Source organism: Streptomonospora wellingtoniae (assembly GCF_031845375.1).
GTDB lineage: Bacteria > Actinomycetota > Actinomycetes > Streptosporangiales > Streptosporangiaceae > Streptomonospora > Streptomonospora wellingtoniae.
Genome location: NZ_JAVREK010000001.1, coordinates 227,511 through 243,191, shown reverse-complemented (window position 1 = coordinate 243,191; position 15,681 = coordinate 227,511). Strand labels below are relative to the sequence as shown.

The following is a 15,681-nucleotide window of genomic DNA, read 5'->3' as shown; positions in this document are numbered from 1 at the left end:
CCTGCTGCGGCGCCTCACCCGCCCGCGGCGTTGCGCCAGGCCCGCTCGCCCAGCAGGCGCAGTCCGTTCAGCGCGACCAGGACCGTCGAGCCCTCGTGTCCGGCGACCGCGAGCGGCAGCGGCAGTGTGCCCGCCAGGTCCCACACCACCAGTCCGGCGATGAACGCCGAGGCGATCACGAGGTTCTGCACGACGAGCGCGCGTGCGCGGCGGGCCAGGCTCACCGCGGCGGGCACGGCGATCAGCTCGTCGCGCACGACGGCGGCGTCGGCGCTCTCCAGGGCGAGGTCGGAGCCCGCGCCGCCCATGGCCATGCCGCACCCGGCAGCCGCCAGAGCGGGCGCGTCGTTGACCCCGTCGCCGACCATCAGCACCCGCCGGCCCGCGTTCTCGGCCGAGCGGACCGCGGCGACCTTGTCCTCGGGCAGCAGCCCGGCGCGGACGTCGGTGATGCCCGTCCCGGCGGCCGCGTGCTCGGCCGCGCGCGGGTTGTCGCCCGTGAGCAGCAGCGGCGGAGCACCGGTCAGCGCGGCAAGCCGGGAGACGGCCGCTGCGGCTTCGGGCCGCAGCCGGTCGGCGACACCCAGCACCCCCGCGGGCTCCCCGTCGACGAGCACCGCCACCGCGGTGCGGCCGCGCTCCTCCAGCACCCCGGCCTCGCCGGCGGCCGCCGCGGCGGCCGTGCCCTCGCCGAGCAGTCGTGCCGGGGAACCGACCTCGACCCGGCGGCCGTCCACCGTCGCGGCCACGCCCCGGCCGGGGGCGGCGGCGAACTCCGCGGCGGGCGCGATCGGCAGTCCGCGGGCGCGGGCGCCTTGCACGACTGCGGCGGCCAGCGGGTGCTCGCTGGGGTTCTCGGCCGCGGCGGCCAGTGCCAGCAACCCGTTCTCGTCCAGCGGGCCGCCGGCCAGCGGGCGTACGTCGGCCAGGCGGGGCGAGCCCTCGGTCAGCGTCCCCGTCTTGTCCAGGGCGACGCGGTCGCACAGCGCAAGCCGTTCCAGCGCGCGGGCGGACTTGACCAGCACGCCGTGGCGTCCGGCGTTGGCGATCGCCGCGAGCATCGGCGGCATGGTGGCCAGGACCAGCGCGCAGGGGGAGGCCACGATCATGAAGGTCATCGCACGCATCAGGGTCGGCTCCAGGGCGGCGCCCCATAGCAGCGGCACCGCGAACAGGGCCACGGTGGCGGCGACCATGCCGATCGAGTAGCGCTGCTCGACCTTCTCGATGAACAGCTGAGTTCCGGCCTTGGTGCGGGTGGCTTCCTCGACCATGGCGACGATGCGCGCGATCACCGAGTCGCCGGGGTCGCGCTCGACCTCGACCCGCAGCATCCCGGTGCCGTTGACCGTGCCCGCGAAGACCTCGTCGCCGACCTCCTTGGCCTTGGGCAAGGGCTCCCCGGTGACGGAGGCCTGGTCGACCTCGCCGGCGCCCTCGATCACGCGCCCGTCGGCGCCCACCCGCTCACCGGGGCGTACCGCGATCACCTCGCCCGGGCGCAGATCTGCGGCCGGCACGACCTCTTCGGCGCCGTCGGCGCGAACCCGGCTCGCGCGGTGCGGGGTCAGATCGAGCAGGGCCCGCACCGAGTCCGCGGTGCGGGCGTCGGCCACGGCCTCAAGCGCGCCCGAGGTGGCGAAGATGACGATGAGCAGCGCGCCGTCCAGCACCTGGCCGATCCCGGCGGCGCCCAGCGCAGCGGCGACCATGAGCAGGTCGACGTCCAGGCGCTTCTCGCGCAGCGCGCGCAGCCCTTCCAGGGCGGGCTCCCACCCTCCGGCCGCGTAGGTGAGCGCGTACAGCGGCGCCCAGGTCCAGGCGGGCGCGCCGAGCAGGTCCAGCGGGAGCGCGGCGGCGAAGAGCGCGAGCGCGGCGGCGGCCCAGCGCACCTCCGCCGGAGCGAACATCCGGGCGAGCCGCCCCGGCGCGCGGCCGGTACCGGGCACGGGCGGGGAGAGCACAGCGGTCACGGCGGGTTCCTTCCAGGCGGACGGCGGGACCGGCGCGTCCACCTTACAGGAATACATGAACATCAATTCAAGTGTTCATTGGTCCGGTCGGTAGACTGTCCGCATGGGTCACCGAGTCACCACCCCCGCTGAGGCCGTTCCCCGCACCCGGCTGGACACGGTCGACGCCGAGCAGGTGGCCACCACCCTCCAGGCCCTGGCGACCCCTTCACGGCTGCTGATCCTCGCCCGCCTGCGCGAGGGCCCGCTGCCGGCCACGGCCCTGGCCGCCGAGGTCGGGCTGGAGCAGTCGGCCTGCTCCCACCAGCTGCGCCTGCTGCGCAACCTGGGGCTGGTCGTGGGCACGCGCCGAGGCCGGTCGGTCGTCTACGCCCTGCACGACGACCATGTGGCCGCGCTGCTGGACCACGCCCTCTACCACGTCGAACACCTGCGCCTCGGGGGCGGCGGCGTCGACGCCGCGCCCGGCGCAGAGGAACGAGTCGCCGGCCTGCCCGAGGAGGGCGCCGAGACCGTCCGCTGAGCGGCCGGACCCCTCCGGCCGACCGGCGCCGCTTCGCACGCCCGGCACCAGGGCGCCGACGCGCCGGGCGGCGCGGGTTCGGGGCGCCGGGATGCGGTGTTGACCGGGGGGCTCGCGGGCCGGTCAGCCGCGTCGCAGCACCCACTGCAGGGCGCTCAGCGGGCGTCCGCTGAGGCTGGTCGACTCCGTCCGACGGGCCTCCACGACCTCGCATCCCGAAAAGAGCGACTCCAGGTGCGCGGGCTCGTGGTGGCGGAACACGCCGCCGTCGGGGTTGGTGAAGACTCCGTGGACGGGGTGGGAGGAGGCCGCATAGGAGGCGCGGTAGTGCTCGCTGTCCTGCAATGGGTAGTCGCACAGGAACACCAGGCCGCCGGGCGCGCACAGCCGCTCGACCTCGGCGGCGACGAGGCGCTGCTCGCCGTCGTCGGGGACGACCGCGAGCACGGAGACGAGCAGGACGGCGTCGAACGCACCGTCGGGGTGCACCAGGGGCAGGCGGGGCGCGTGTTCCAGTCGCAGGTCCGGCGACTCACGGCGACCGCGCGCGATGAGCGCCGCCGAGGGGTCCGCGCCGACGGTGTTGCAAAAGCCTGCGCGTGCGAGCTCGCGCATGGCACGCCCGTAGCCGCACCCGAAGTCCAGGATGCGCGCCCCCTGGTCCAGGTGCGCGGCGATGGCCTGGAGCGGAACGGGATACGTGAAGGCCTTGGCGGCTCCCGGCCCCTCCCAGTAGGCGCTGACCACGGCCTGCCTCCTCCCCGACCGGTCCTCGCGCTCCGCGCGGCCCGCGGAGCGGCCGGTCGGCACGACTATGCCACCGAATCGGCGCGCGGTGGAGCGGCCGCAGGTCCCCGGAGGCCTCGGGCGCGCCGGCGGACGCGAGGCGGTGTGCAGCCGACCGGACATCGGATGGGCGAGCGCAGGGGATCGAGCGCGGGTCGGCCGCACACCCCCGGGAGTCACGCGCCCAGGTAGGCCAGTACCGCGCGGACCCGGCGGTGGCCGGTGTCGCCGTCGGCGAGGTCGAGCTTGGCGAAGATGCGGCCGATGTGCTTGTGGACCGCGCCCTCGGTCACCACCATGCGGCCGGCGATCGCGGTGTTGTCCAGGCCTTCGGCCATCAGCGCCAGCACCTCCCGCTCGCGCGGGGTGAGCCGGGCCAAGGGGCGCTCCCGGCGGGTCAGGAGCTGGCCCACGACCTCGGGGTCCATCGCCGTCCCGCCCGCCGCGACCCGCGCCAGTGCGTCGAGGAACTCCTCCACGCGGGCGACGCGGTCCTTGAGCAGGTAGCCGACGCCGCGGGCGCCGTCGGCGAACAGCTCGGACGCGTAGACCTCCTCGACGTACTGGGAGAACACGAGCACGGGCAGCCCCGGTCGGGCGCGGCGCGCGGCGATCGCGGCGCGCAGGCCCTCCTCGCGGAAGTCCGGGGGCAGCCGCACATCGGCGATCAGCACGTCGGGGGAGTGCTCGTCCACGGCGTCCAGCAGCCCCCCGGCGTCGCCGAGGACGGCGGCCACCTCGTGGCCCCCGGTCTCCAGCAGCAGCTTCAGCCCTTCGGCGAGGATGGTGTTGTCCTCGACGATCACGACTCGCACGGCAGCTCCACAGTGATCCTGGTCGGACCGCCCGCGGGGCTGGTTACCGACGTCGTACCGTCCAGTGCCGCCACACGGCGGCGGATACCGCTGAGGCCGGTGCCTCCGGACGCTCGGGCGCGGGCCGCGCCGTCCGGACCGGCTGCGACGAGCGCGTCCTCGGCCCCGCCGACGCCGTCGTCGGAGACCTCCACGACCAGTGCGGCCCCCGCGCGGTCGACGCGCACCGCGGCGGCGGACGCCTGCGCGTGCTTGGCGGTGTTGGTGAGCGCCTCGGCGACCACGAAGTACGCCGCGGCCTGCACCGAAGCGGGCACCACACCGAGCTCGCCCGTCTCGACGCGTGTGGGCACGGCGCATCGGGCGCCGAGTGCCGCGACGGCTCCGTCGAGGCCCCGGTCGGCGAGGATGGGCGGGTAGACGGTGCGGATGACGTCGCGCAGCTCGGTCATCGCCTCCTCAGCGCGGCCGCGGATCTGGCCCAGAAGCTCGGCGGCCCGGTCGGGGTCCCTGGACAGCAGCTGCTCGGCGACGCCCACGCGCATGGCCAGCTCGACCAGCCGCGCCTGGGTGCCGTCGTGCAGGTCCCGCTCGATGCGGCGCAGCTCGTCGCCGTGGGCCTTCAGCGCCTCGGCGCGGGTGTGGGACAGCTCCTCGACGCGCCGGCTCAGGCGTGCGGCCTCGATCTCGGCGGGCGAAGGCGACAGCAGCCGGTCCATCAGGCGGGCGTATCCCCCGGCGACGACCCGGCTCCCCCAGAAGAAGAGCGCCGCGTAGACCACCGCCTCGGTCACTCCGCCGAGGAGGACCGACGTCCAGTCGGTGGCCTCGAACCACAGGAACGTGGGGCGCTCGGGGGTGCCCCACCACACGGCCGTCTCCAGCAGCGTGGCGGGCAGCCCCACCGCGGCCATCACACCGACCACACCGGCGAACGTGCCCACGAGCGCGTGCACGAGCAGTCCGCGCAGGGCGCGCCGCGTCGCCGGCTCGCCCGCCAGTGCGAGCAGCCGGCGCGGTTCCGGGGAGGGCGGCGCCGCAGGAATGGGTGCGGCACCGAGCAGGCGCAGGGACCGGCGGTGCTCCCACTCCGCACACCGGCGCACGGCGGAGAGCAGTGGGGGCAGCACGAAGAGTCCTGCACCCAGCGGCACGAGGACGGTGCCCAGCAGCAGCAGCGGCAGGAGCACCAGCGCCGCGATGCCGGTCGGGAACGAGGCCAGCAGGAAGAGCGTCGCGCGCCCGCTGCCGAGCAACCGTTCGGTGTTCATAGTGCGACCTTCCGACTCCCTGCCCTGCGCCCGCGGAGGCCCGGCACGCCCTCTGATTCAACCGCAACCGCATGTACGGCGGCTGTCCAGCCAACTGGACAACATGGGGTCCACGCTGCTTCATCCCGGCAGCGGTCGCCCGCGGAGCGACACGCAACCGCCGACGGGTACCCGGCGGCGCGTCCCTGAACGGCACGGGCCGGTCGCGGCGACGGATGCGCGACGGCTCCCCTCCGCGGGTGAGCTGGGAGCGGAGACCCGCCGGACGGCGGCGGACCGGAAGCGGCCCTGCCGCTGTCAGCGGCCGGCCGAGGTCGTATCCGGGCGGCTGTCAGCCACGGGCCGGCGGTCGACGCGGTAGACGTGGTGCAGCGGTTCGTCGATCGGGTTGTCGGGCTCCATGGCGCCGCTGGCCACGCGCTGCAGTCCGGCCTTCTCCAAAGCGCGCCACGAGGCCGTGTTGGCGGCGACGACGGCGACCATGACTGCCGGCGCCTCCGGGCAGTCGTGCCACGTCTTGTCGATGAACGCCCTGATCATCCTGGTGCCGATTCCGCGCCCCACCCGGTCGGGCGGCCCGATCAGGTAGTCGATCACCACTGCGCCCGCAGGTACGGCGGTGATGGCGGACAGTGAGGCGAGCTCCTCCGGGTAGTCGGTCGGCCGCGACCGCTGGACCAGGCCCACGGGGTCGCCCCCGAGCAGCGCGAGCCAGTCCTGCGAGGGCTCCGTGCCGCGAGCTGCGGGGCCGAAGTCGCGTTCCACCGCCTCAACCGAGGTCTCGTGGTTCCACCACCGGGACACGTGCGGCTGCGCCAGCCACTCGCACAGCAGCGGGAAGTCCTGCGGGCCGATCCGGCGCCAGGTGAACATCGTGCCCCCAAGGGGTCGTGGGTGACCCGAGCATACGCCGACCGGTCGGCCCCCGTGCCGGCCCGGTCGGCACCGGTCGAACGGGCGCGGCCGCCCCCGGTCAGCCCTGCGTGTCGGCCTCCGGCGGCGCGTGCCGCGCATCCCCGCCGCCGAGCACCTCGAACACCGGATGGTCGGCCAGGTCGGCGGCGAACTCGCGGACGGGGGAGCCGGGCGGGGTGCGCAGCCACCGGCCGCGGGCGACCTCGTCGGCGAACACCTTCAGCGCCGCGTGGGCGTCCTCGCCGTCGGCCTCGACCAGCCGGACGGCCTCGCTCCGGCCGCGTCCGCGCAGCGTCCCCGCGCCGTCGGCGCGTGCGTTGGCGACCCATGCGGCGGCGCTGCTGCTCGCGACCAGCCACCGCCGCCCTCCCCACCGGACCGGACTGACCGGAGTGGAGCGCAGGGCTCCCGACGTCCGTCCGACCAGGGTCAGCACGTGCGCGCGCCCCACGGGGAGGCCGAGCCGCACCGCCGACCGGACGACGGCGTTGAGGGCGCGCACGCCTGCCGTAGCGCGGAACGCGTGGCTCATCAGCGGCCTCCTGAGGTGCACCGGACTGCCTGCCGGGCCGATGCTAGCCGCTCGCCGGCTCGCGGGGGCGGCGCTGTCCCGAAGAGGACACCGCACCGCCCCGCCGCGGGGCCGGGCAGGCCCGCCGGGGCGGAACGGCGTCGCCGGACGCGGTTCGGCGTCGGAGGTTCGGAGGCATCGGAGGCGTGGCGCAGGCGTCCCGACCCCGGACGTTCAGTCTCCACCGCAGCGGGAGCAGCCGGGCCGCACGTGCAGGCATCCCCGGTCGCCCGAGCCAGGAACGCTGTCGCGGGTGTTGCCAACCGGAACTCGCCAACGTATATTCGTAAGCGAGTAATCGTAAACGAGGAACACCCATGGCAAACCGCCGCAAAGTAGGAAACCTGCTCGCTCTCGCCGTCCTTTCCGTCGTCGTCCAGCGGCCGATGCACCCTTACGAGGTCGCCTCGGTGCTGCGCGCCCGCAGCAAGGATGACGACATGGAGATCAAGTGGGGCTCCCTCTACACCGTCGTGCGGAACCTGGCCAAGCACGGGTTCGTGGAGGCGGTGGAGAGCGAGCGCGCGGGCGCCCGCCCGGAGCGCACGGTCTACCGGATCACCGACGCCGGCCGGGCGGAGCTGGTCGACTGGGCCGCCGAGCTGGTCTCGACGCCGCAGCCGGAGCGCCCGCGCTTCAAGGCCGGCCTGTCCGTGCTCGCGGCCCTGGAACCCGAGGAGGCCCTGACGATGCTCCGGCGCCGGCTCGACGCCCTCGACAGGGGCAACGCGTCCCTGCGCGAGGAGCTCGACCGGAACCGGGGTGACGTGCCGCGGCTGTTCCTCGTCGAAGACGAGTACGAGATCGCCGTCCGCGAGGCCGAGGCCGACTGGGTCCGCTCGTTCGTCGGCGAACTGTCCTCCGGGAGCTTCCCCGGCTTGGGGGAGTGGGCCAGGTGGCACTCGACGGGCGAGGCGCCCTCCGGAGTCGCCGAGCTCGCAGAAGCGGAAGGGGAGGCAGACCGATAGGGAGAACGGCCCCGGCGGAGGTGTTGCAGCACCGCCGCCGGGGCCGGGCACTCGAACCGCACCCGGTGGAAGCGAGTCCGGTCGCGATGTGGCAAGCGCAGCATATCCGGCTCACCTCACCGGACGCGGTTCGGAGCAGACCGAACACAGAGGGCACGGGCACCGCCCGCTGCCTCGGAGAGTCCTGAGGAGTGTCATGTCCAGTACGAGAACCGCCCTGGTGGTCGGCGGGGGCATCGCCGGCCCCGTCGCGGCGCTGGCGCTGCAGAAAGCGGGCGTCGAGGCGACCGTCTACGAGGCCTACGCCTCCACCGCCGACGGCGTCGGAGGCAGCCTCGCGATCGCCCCCAACGGCCAGGAGGCGCTGGAGGTGGTCGGCGCCCGCGCCGCCGCGGAAGCCGGCTCGATCCCGCTCCACAGCTCGGCGCTGTCGTTCGGCGGGCGGGAGGTCGAGCTGCCGCAGCTGGCCGGACTGCCGCCGATGCGGCTCGTGCGCCGCGGCGAGCTGTACCGCGCGCTGCACGATCTGGCGACGTCGCAAGGAGTCCGAACAGAGTACGGCAAGCGCCTGGTCGGGGCCGAGGAGGACGCCGGCGGTGTGACGGCGCGTTTCGCCGACGGCACCTCGGCGCGCGCCGATGTGCTCATCGGCGCGGACGGCGTCCACTCGGTGGTACGCAAGCTGATCGATCCCGGCGCGCCCGACCCGGGCTACACCGGCGTCCTGGGCTTCGAGGGTGTTGCCGACCACCGGGTGCGGCGTGAACCCGGATCCCAGACCTTCACCTTCGGGAGGCGGGCCTACTACCTCTACTGGCCCCGCCCCGACGGCCGCACCGGCTGGGGCGCGAACCTGCCGCAGGACAAGCCGATGCCCCTGGCGGCGGCGCGCGAGGTTCCCGCCGAGGAGTGGCTGCGGCTGCTGCGTGAGACCTACGGCGACGACGACCCGGGCGGCGACCTGATGCGCAGCACTCCCGCCGAGAACCTGCAGGTCAGCGGGTCGCTCCACATCCTGCCGCACGTGCCGCGCTGGCACACCGGGCGCATGGTGCTGGTGGGTGACGCGGTGCACGCGCCCTCCAACAGCTCAGGGCAGGGTGCGTCGCTGGCGGTCGAGAGCGCGGTTGAGCTCGCCCGCTGCCTGCGCGACATCCCCGACCCCAGCAGCGCGTTCGACGCCTACGAGCGCAGCCGTCGGCCGCGGGTGGAGAAGGTGGCCGCCCGCGCGGCCAAGACGAACACGCTCAAGGCGCCCGGCCCCGTCGCCCGGGTGCTGACGCCCGTGCTGATGCGGGTGCTGCTCAAGACCGCGCTCGATCCGGAGAAGGCGTTCGGTGCCGAGCAGCGGTACCGGATCGACTGGGACGCTCCGGTGCGGGCGGCCGAGTCAGCCGCAACCTGAGGCACATCACCGTCGATCTTGTAGCTATCGTCACTGGAAATCGTTTTTCTTCACGATAGCTACAAGATCAGCGGGGGTGGGGCGGTGTCAGGCGTCGGCGTCGGTGCCGCCGGCCAGGAGCGGCTCCAGGATCAGGTTCGGGTTGTCGCGCTTGATCACGCGCAGCCGGTACTTGTTGTGGACCAGGACCAGCAGCTCGCCGTCGGAACGGCGCTTGAGGACCTCGGCTCCCGACAGCGCGTGCGCGGTCGGGGCCGAGTCGGCGTCGGTGCGCCGCGCCAGCGAGTACTCCAGGTGCGCCAGTTCGACCGGGGCGTTGAACTCCTCGGCCATGCGGTGGGAGACCACGTCGAACTGCAGGGGGCCCACGGCCGCCAGCACGGGCGCCTGCTCGCCGCGCACATCCGAGGTCAGCACCTGCACCACGCCCTCGGCGTCCAGCTGGGCGATCCCGCGCTGGAACTGCTTGTAGCGACCGGAGTCCTTGGCCCGGCACACGGCGAAGTGCTCCGGCGAGAAGCTGGGGATCGGCGCGAACTCCACCTTCGGCCCCGAGTAGAGGGTGTCGCCCACGCTCAGCGCGGCGGCGTTGACCAGCGCGATGACGTCGCCGGGGTAGGCCGACTCGATCGTGGAGCGCTCGCTGCCGAACACCGCCTGGGTGTACTTGGTCGCGAACGGGCGCCCGGTCGCGCCGTGGGTGAGCACCATGCCGCGGTCGAAGCGGCCCGAGGAGATGCGCAGGAACGCCATCCGGTCGCGGTGGGCCTTGTCCATGTTGGCCTGCATCTTGAACACCTGGCCGGAGAACGGCGCGCCGACGGGCCGCCGCTCGCCGAGCACGTCGACGGGGTCCTCGGGCGCCGGCGCCAGCTTCACAAGCGTCTCCAGCAGCTGGGAGACGCCGAAGTTGGGCAGAGCGGCGCCGAAGAGCACCGGCGAGGACTCCCCGGCGAGGAACGACTTCTCGTCGTAATGCGCCTCGATCTCGCCGAGCAGTTCGATCTCCTCCTGGGCTTGGCCCCACTCCTCGCCCTCGGCCCGGGCCGCCTGCTCGGCGTCCATCCGCTCCTCGACGGCGCGGGTGGCGCCGCCGGGGGTGCGGGTGAGCTTGGTGTAGGTGCCGTCGGAGCGGTCGATGAGCCCGCGGAAGTCGCCGGCGATGCCCACGGGCCAGTTCAGCGGGGTGGGGCGCAGGCCGATGCGCTGCTCGATCTCGTCCAGCAGCTCCAGGGGTTCGCGGCCGGGCCGGTCCCACTTGTTGACGAAGGTGATCACCGGCATGTTGCGGGCGCGGCAGACGTCGAACAGCTTCAGGGTCTGGGGTTCCAGGCCCTTGGCCGAGTCCAGCAGCATGATCGCGCAGTCCACCGCCGAGAGCACCCGGTAGGTGTCCTCGGAGAAGTCGGCGTGGCCGGGGGTGTCGAGGAGGTTGAACACGCAGTCGCCGTAGTCGATGCGCAGTGCCGCGGACGTGATCGAGATGCCGCGGGACTGCTCCATCTCCATCCAGTCGGAGGTGACGCCGCGCCGCTCGCCCTTGCCGTGCACGGCGCCGGCCGAGGTGATGGCAGCGGCGTGCAGGGCCAGCGCCTCGGTGAGGGTGGACTTGCCCGCGTCGGGGTGGGAGATCACCGCGAAGGTGCGCCGCCGCGCGGCCTGGTCGGTGACCTCCGCGGTGGCCTTCGCGTCGCTGTCTGTGGCCGTGGTATTCAACGCTGCTGCTCGTTCCTCACCTGTCGCCGGTCGGTGCGAGGTGCGTGCGCCGCTGGTCGCTCAACCGCTCGGCGAACTCCTCGGCCCTTGCCAACTGCCCGCGCAGCGCGCGGCATCGCTCGTCGGCGGCCTGCTCGAAGGCGTCCAGCCGGGCGGCGAGTCGCGCCCGCCGGTCCTCGTCCAGGCCCGGCTCGGCGAGGCTGTCCAGGACTTCCAGCAGGTCGCGGGTCTCCTCCAGGCTGAAGTCGAGCGGTTTCATCCGCTTGATCAGCAGCAGTCGGTCGAGGTCGGCCTCGGTGTAGAGCCGGAACCCGCCGCGTGAGCGGGCCGAGGGTTCGACCAGCCCGACCTCGCCGTAGTAGCGGATGGTTCGCAGCGACAGGCCCGTGCGCTGGGCGACCTGGCCGATCTGCATGTGCTCGGCGCCCATCCACGCACCTCCTGGCTACAACTCTACCCTCACGTGAGAAACGCGGGCCCGGCCGAACCGCCGTTCCGCCGTCGAGCGTAGCCCTCCTGCGCTCCCCGGGCGCCGCGGACCGCCGGTCCCGAGTGCCCCGCTACACGGACGCGGGACCGACCCTCCGTCCACCGCCCGCGCGGCTCCCGCGCGGGCGGTGCCGAAGTCACGCGGGAGCCGGTCCGGTGGAGTCGCGGATGACCAGGTGGGAGGGCAGCACTACGCGGCGGGGGCCGTCCTCGGCGGCGCGGGCCGAGGCCTTGTTCAGCAGGATCTCCACGGCGGCGCGGCCGGCCTCCTCCTGGGGGCCGGCGAGCGTGGTCAGGGCGGGCACGCAGAAGTCGGCGCCGAAGATGTCGTCGTAGCCCGCCACGCTGATCCGGTCGGGCACGGACACGCCGCGCTCGGCCAGCCGCCGCAGTATCCCGATCGCCAGCAGGTCGTTGTGGGCGACGACGGCCGTCGCGCCCGAGACCAGCGCCGCGTCGGCGGCCGCCCCGCCGCCCGCGACCTGCGGTGGGAACGGGCCCAGCCGGGTCGCGGCCATCCCCCGCTCTTCCGCCCCCGCGCTCAGCGCCCGCCAGCGCTCGCCCGCGAGCCACGAGCCGTGCGGGCCCGACAGGTAGACCAGCGAGCGGTGCCCCAGAGAGGCGAGGTGGTCCACGAGCTGCCTGCTGCCCGAGGCGTTGTCTATGACGACGCCGGGCAGCCCGTCGACCTCGCGGTCGATGAGGGCCAGGTTGTGCTCGCGTGCGAGGTCGGCGGTGGTGGCGTCGGGCATGCGGCTCGACGCCAGCACGAAGCCGTCGACCGAGCGGGCCAGGCGCTCGATCTTGTCGCGCTCGGTGTCGCCGGACTCGTCGGTGAACCCCAGGATGAACGTGATGTCCGCGGCCGTCGCGCGGCGCTCCGCACCGCGGATGGTGCCGAAGAAGTGCGGGTTGGCGATGTCGGGCACAAGCATCGCCACCGTCGCCGTGCGGCCCGACTGCAGGGCGGTGGCCAGCGGGTTGGGGTGGTAGCCGAGGCGCTCGGCCACCGCCAGCACGTGCCGGCGGGTGGCCGCGTTGACCCGGCGCGGGTTGCCGAAGGTGCGGGAGACCGTCGAGGCGGCGACACCGGCTTCACGGGCGACGTCGTAGACGGTCGTGCGCTTGGGGGTGGTCATGATGCGTCTGTTGTACGCGGAATGACAACATTTGGCAATCGCTTGTCATGCAATGTGGCGGAAACCTAGGGTTCACACAATCCGCGCTGCGGACCGGCGTCGACCGGTCTGAGCAGCGCTGTCGTTGTCCTCGTCGAGTGGAGCCCCGGATGTCCGACACCTCCGAAGGAACCGGCGAAGGGCCGCCGCCGCGGTCCCGCCCGGCGGCGGTGCGGTGGCTGGAGACCGCGGAACTTGCCGTGGGGGTAGCGCTCCTGGCCCTGATCCTCGTCCTGATGCTGACCCAGGCCCTCCAGCGCCACCTGCCGGTGACCGGATGGGTGTGGACCGGCGAGCTGGCCCGCCTGGGCCTGGTGTGGCTGGCGTTCTCGCTGGCGGGCTACCTGCTCGGCCGCGATGAGCACATCGCCCTCAAGCTTGTCGACTTCGCGCCGTCGGCGTGGGTCCGCCGCGGGGTGTGGGTCGTGGCCAACCTGGTGGTCGCCGCCGTCTGTGCGGCGTTCACCGCCGAGGCCGCCGAGCTGGTCTTCGGCGGCTCGCCGATGACGACCCCCGCACTCGGCATTCCCATGTCCTTCGTGTACGCGATCCCGCTGGTCGGGCTGGCGCTCGCCGCGCTGCGCGCCGCCGCCAACGCGTTCCTGCCAGGCCCGCCCGCCGAGCCGCTGCCCGCCGACACCGACACCGACGCCGACACCGGGGAGGCCGACCGATGAGCGCGACGCTGGTCGTCTGCGGGATCCTGCTCCTGCTCGTACTGCGGGTGCCCATCGCATTCGCCATCCTCGGCCCCTGCATCGCCTACATGGCGCTGACCGACCAGTCCACCGGGCTGAGCCTGCGCACGGCCGCGCAGGAGATCGACAGCTTTCCGCTGCTGGCCGTGCCGCTGTTCATCCTCGTCGGGGTGACCGCCAACCACACGGGTATCGCCGACCGGATCTTCGCGTTCGCCCAGGTGCTCTTCGGCCGGGTCCGCGCCGGGCTGGGCTACGTCAACATCGGCGTCAGCGTCGGCTTCTCCTGGATGAGCGGCAGTGCACTGGCCGACGTCGCCGGCGTGGGCAAGATGACCGTCCCCGCGATGACGAGCCGCGGCTACTCCCGCCGCTTCTCGCTCGGCCTCTCAGCGGCGTCGAGCCTGATCGGACCGGTGATGCCGCCGAGCATCCCGGCCATCGTCTACGCCTCGGTGGCGGCCGTCTCCACCGCCGCCCTGTTCGCCGCCGCCGTCGTCCCGGCGCTGCTGATCGCGGCGGGACTCGCGGTCGCGGTCTTCATCTGGGGGCGCCGCCAGCCCCACCTGGCCGGGCGCCGCCCCGAACCCGGCGAGGTTCGCGGCGCCGTGCTGCGCGTGATCGGCCCCCTCGGCGCGCCGGTGATCCTGCTCGGCGGCATCCTCAGCGGCCTGTTCACCCCCACCGAGGCCGCCGCCGTCGGCGCCGCATACGTGTTCTTCCTCGGGTTCTGCTACCGGGAGCTGGGCCTCAAGGCGCTGTGGCGGATCGCGGTGGAGACCGCCACGACCGCGGCGTCCATCGCGATCATCCTGGCGGCGTCCGGCCTGCTCGGCTGGATCCTCGCCCGCGAGCAGGTACCCCAGGCCCTGGCGACGTTCCTGCTCGGGTTCACCGACAGCCCGGTGGTCTTCCTGCTGTTGGTCAACGTCGCGCTGATCCTCATCGGCACGGTGCTGGAGCCCGTCGCCGCGCTGGTGATCACCGTTCCGGTGCTCCTGCCCGTGGCGGTGCAGTTCGGCGTGGACCCGGTGCACTTCGGCGTCATCACCATCGTCAACCTGATGATCGGCCTGCTCACCCCGCCCATCGGGGGAGTGCTGTTCGTCCTCGGCTCGGCGACCCGCACCCCGATGCAGGAGGTGTTCCGGGGCACGGCCCCGTTCCTCCTCCCGCTCATCGCGGTCCTCGCCCTGCTCACCGCCGCACCGGACCTGGTGCTGTTCCTGCCCGGATACCTGGGCCTGTAGCCCGTCTGCCCCCGACCCGGACCCGACCCGTCCGGCCGAAAAGCGCCCTACCCCGTACCGCACACCCAGCGCCGCCGGAAGCGGCGCCATCCCCCGAGGACCCCCTTAGGAGGCGTTCGATGCGCACCACCCTTCGCTGGGCGGCCGTCCTGCCGGTAGCCGCCCTGACCCTCGCCGGCTGCGGCTCCGGCGGCGAGTCCGCCGACGACGGACTCACCCTCTCCTTCGCCAACAGCTACGCCCAGGACCACCCGCACACCCGCTGCGGCATCGACGTCGTCGCCGAGAAGGTCGAGAAGGCCGACGTGGGCATGACCGTCGACACCTTCCCCAACAGCCAGCTCGGCGGCAACACCGAGACCTTCGCCTCGGTGATGTCCGGCGACATCGACATGGACGTCCAGGGCTCGGCGGCGCTCGGCTCGACCTACGAGCCGATCGGCGTGTTCGACGCCGCCTACGCCTTCGACGACGCCGACCACCTGTTCGACTTCTTCGACTCCGACGCCTCGGAGAAGATCAAGACAGACTTCGAGGAGGCCACCGGCGCCAAGATCCTGGACGTCTGGTACTTCGGCGACCGGCACTTCACCGCGAACACGGCCATCCGCAAGCCCGCCGACCTCGACGGCCTGCGGATGCGGTTCCCCGACTCCCCGATCTACCTGCAGAACGCCAAGGCTCTGGGCGCCGACGCGACCACCGTGGCCTTCGAGGAGGTCTACCTGGCCCTGCAGCAGGGCACCGCCGACGGCCAGGAGAACCCCATCCCCACCATCCACAGCGACAACTTCGACGAGGTCCAGTCGCACATCAGCCTCACGAGCCACCAGATCGGCTCGCAGATGATCGTCGTATCCGGCAAGACGTGGCAGAAGCTCTCCGCCAAGCAGCAGGAGGCCCTGCAGACGGCGGTCAGCGAGACGCGCGCGCAGAACCGCGAGTGCATCGAGAAGGCCGAGGCCGAGATCGTCGACGAGTGGAAGGCCAACGGGACGATCGAGATCGTCGACGACGTCGACACCGAGGCGTTCCGCTCCCAGGCCAGGGACTACTTCCAGAAGAACCTCGAAGGCGACTCGCTGGCGCTCTACCAGGCCTTCCAAGAGGCGCGGTAACCGGC

The 15,681-nt window shown here is 73.3% G+C and carries 15 protein-coding genes; 6 read left to right on the top strand and 9 right to left on the bottom strand.

Annotated features, from left to right (window positions below; all coding sequences use genetic code 11):
• Positions 1 to 14 precede the first annotated feature (14 nt).
• A complete protein-coding gene (locus RM446_RS01055) occupies positions 15 to 1,973 on the bottom strand; it encodes a heavy metal translocating P-type ATPase (RefSeq protein WP_449657167.1) in 1,959 nt (652 codons plus the stop codon).
• 103 nt (positions 1,974 to 2,076) lie between these two features.
• Here RM446_RS01055 and RM446_RS01050 point away from each other — a divergent pair, with 103 nt between their 5' ends.
• Positions 2,077 to 2,496 (top strand): ArsR/SmtB family transcription factor, encoded by a 420-nt coding sequence (locus tag RM446_RS01050; RefSeq protein WP_311543121.1) that lies wholly within the window; start codon positions 2,077 to 2,079, stop codon positions 2,494 to 2,496.
• A gap of 123 nt (positions 2,497 to 2,619) precedes the next feature.
• Here RM446_RS01050 and RM446_RS01045 read toward each other — a convergent pair whose 3' ends face one another.
• The 5 genes from RM446_RS01045 to RM446_RS01025 form a co-directional block, all read right to left on the bottom strand.
• Positions 2,620 to 3,243, bottom strand: a complete 624-nt coding sequence (locus tag RM446_RS01045) for a class I SAM-dependent methyltransferase (protein WP_311543120.1) — start codon at positions 3,241 to 3,243, stop codon at positions 2,620 to 2,622.
• A 215-nt stretch (positions 3,244 to 3,458) separates the two neighbouring features.
• The gene (locus RM446_RS01040) at positions 3,459 to 4,097 is read right to left on the bottom strand and encodes a response regulator transcription factor (protein ID WP_311543119.1); all 639 of its coding nucleotides are present in this window, start codon (positions 4,095 to 4,097) and stop codon (positions 3,459 to 3,461) included.
• Entirely contained in the window at positions 4,085 to 5,368 is a 1,284-nt protein-coding gene (locus tag RM446_RS01035; RefSeq protein WP_311543118.1) for a sensor histidine kinase, read from the bottom strand. The genes RM446_RS01040 and RM446_RS01035 overlap by 13 nt, the downstream gene beginning before the upstream one ends.
• A 297-nt stretch (positions 5,369 to 5,665) precedes the next feature.
• A complete protein-coding gene (locus tag RM446_RS01030) occupies positions 5,666 to 6,241 on the bottom strand; it encodes a GNAT family N-acetyltransferase (protein ID WP_311543117.1) in 576 nt (191 codons plus the stop codon).
• A gap of 100 nt (positions 6,242 to 6,341) precedes the next feature.
• Positions 6,342 to 6,815 carry a nitroreductase/quinone reductase family protein gene (locus RM446_RS01025; RefSeq protein ID WP_311543116.1) on the bottom strand — a complete coding sequence of 158 codons (474 nt, stop codon included), beginning with the start codon at positions 6,813 to 6,815 and terminating at the stop codon, positions 6,342 to 6,344.
• 356 nt (positions 6,816 to 7,171) lie between these two features.
• On the opposite strand from RM446_RS01025, the gene RM446_RS01020 reads away from it, so the two are divergent.
• Both RM446_RS01020 and RM446_RS01015 read left to right on the top strand, forming a co-directional pair.
• A complete protein-coding gene (locus RM446_RS01020; protein ID WP_311543115.1) occupies positions 7,172 to 7,822 on the top strand; it encodes a PadR family transcriptional regulator in 651 nt (216 codons plus the stop codon).
• 196 nt (positions 7,823 to 8,018) lie between these two features.
• A complete protein-coding gene (locus RM446_RS01015) occupies positions 8,019 to 9,227 on the top strand; it encodes an FAD-dependent oxidoreductase (protein ID WP_311543114.1) in 1,209 nt (402 codons plus the stop codon).
• Between the two features lie 87 nt (positions 9,228 to 9,314).
• Here the strand turns inward: RM446_RS01015 and RM446_RS01010 are convergent, their stop codons facing one another.
• The 3 genes from RM446_RS01010 to RM446_RS01000 all read right to left on the bottom strand — a co-directional run bounded on the left by RM446_RS01010 (position 9,315) and on the right by RM446_RS01000 (position 12,571).
• Positions 9,315 to 10,943 (bottom strand): peptide chain release factor 3, encoded by a 1,629-nt coding sequence (locus tag RM446_RS01010; protein WP_311543113.1) that lies wholly within the window; start codon positions 10,941 to 10,943, stop codon positions 9,315 to 9,317.
• Between the two features lie 16 nt (positions 10,944 to 10,959).
• The gene (locus RM446_RS01005) at positions 10,960 to 11,373 is read right to left on the bottom strand and encodes a MerR family transcriptional regulator (protein WP_311543112.1); all 414 of its coding nucleotides are present in this window, start codon (positions 11,371 to 11,373) and stop codon (positions 10,960 to 10,962) included.
• A 196-nt stretch (positions 11,374 to 11,569) separates the two neighbouring features.
• Positions 11,570 to 12,571, bottom strand: coding sequence for a LacI family DNA-binding transcriptional regulator (locus RM446_RS01000; RefSeq protein WP_311543110.1), 1,002 nt, complete (start codon positions 12,569 to 12,571; stop codon positions 11,570 to 11,572).
• Positions 12,572 to 12,720: 149 nt separating this feature from the next.
• Between RM446_RS01000 and RM446_RS00995 the strand changes: the two genes are divergently transcribed.
• The 3 genes from RM446_RS00995 (at position 12,721) to RM446_RS00985 (ending at position 15,676) form a co-directional block, all read left to right on the top strand.
• Entirely contained in the window at positions 12,721 to 13,287 is a 567-nt protein-coding gene (locus tag RM446_RS00995) for a TRAP transporter small permease subunit (protein WP_311543108.1), read from the top strand.
• Complete coding sequence (locus RM446_RS00990; RefSeq protein WP_311543106.1) at positions 13,284 to 14,558, top strand: TRAP transporter large permease; 1,275 nt, start codon at positions 13,284 to 13,286, stop codon at positions 14,556 to 14,558. The genes RM446_RS00995 and RM446_RS00990 overlap by 4 nt, the downstream gene beginning before the upstream one ends.
• A gap of 119 nt (positions 14,559 to 14,677) precedes the next feature.
• Positions 14,678 to 15,676 carry a DctP family TRAP transporter solute-binding subunit gene (locus tag RM446_RS00985; protein WP_311543105.1) on the top strand — a complete coding sequence of 333 codons (999 nt, stop codon included), beginning with the start codon at positions 14,678 to 14,680 and terminating at the stop codon, positions 15,674 to 15,676.
• Positions 15,677 to 15,681: the final 5 nt, after the last annotated feature.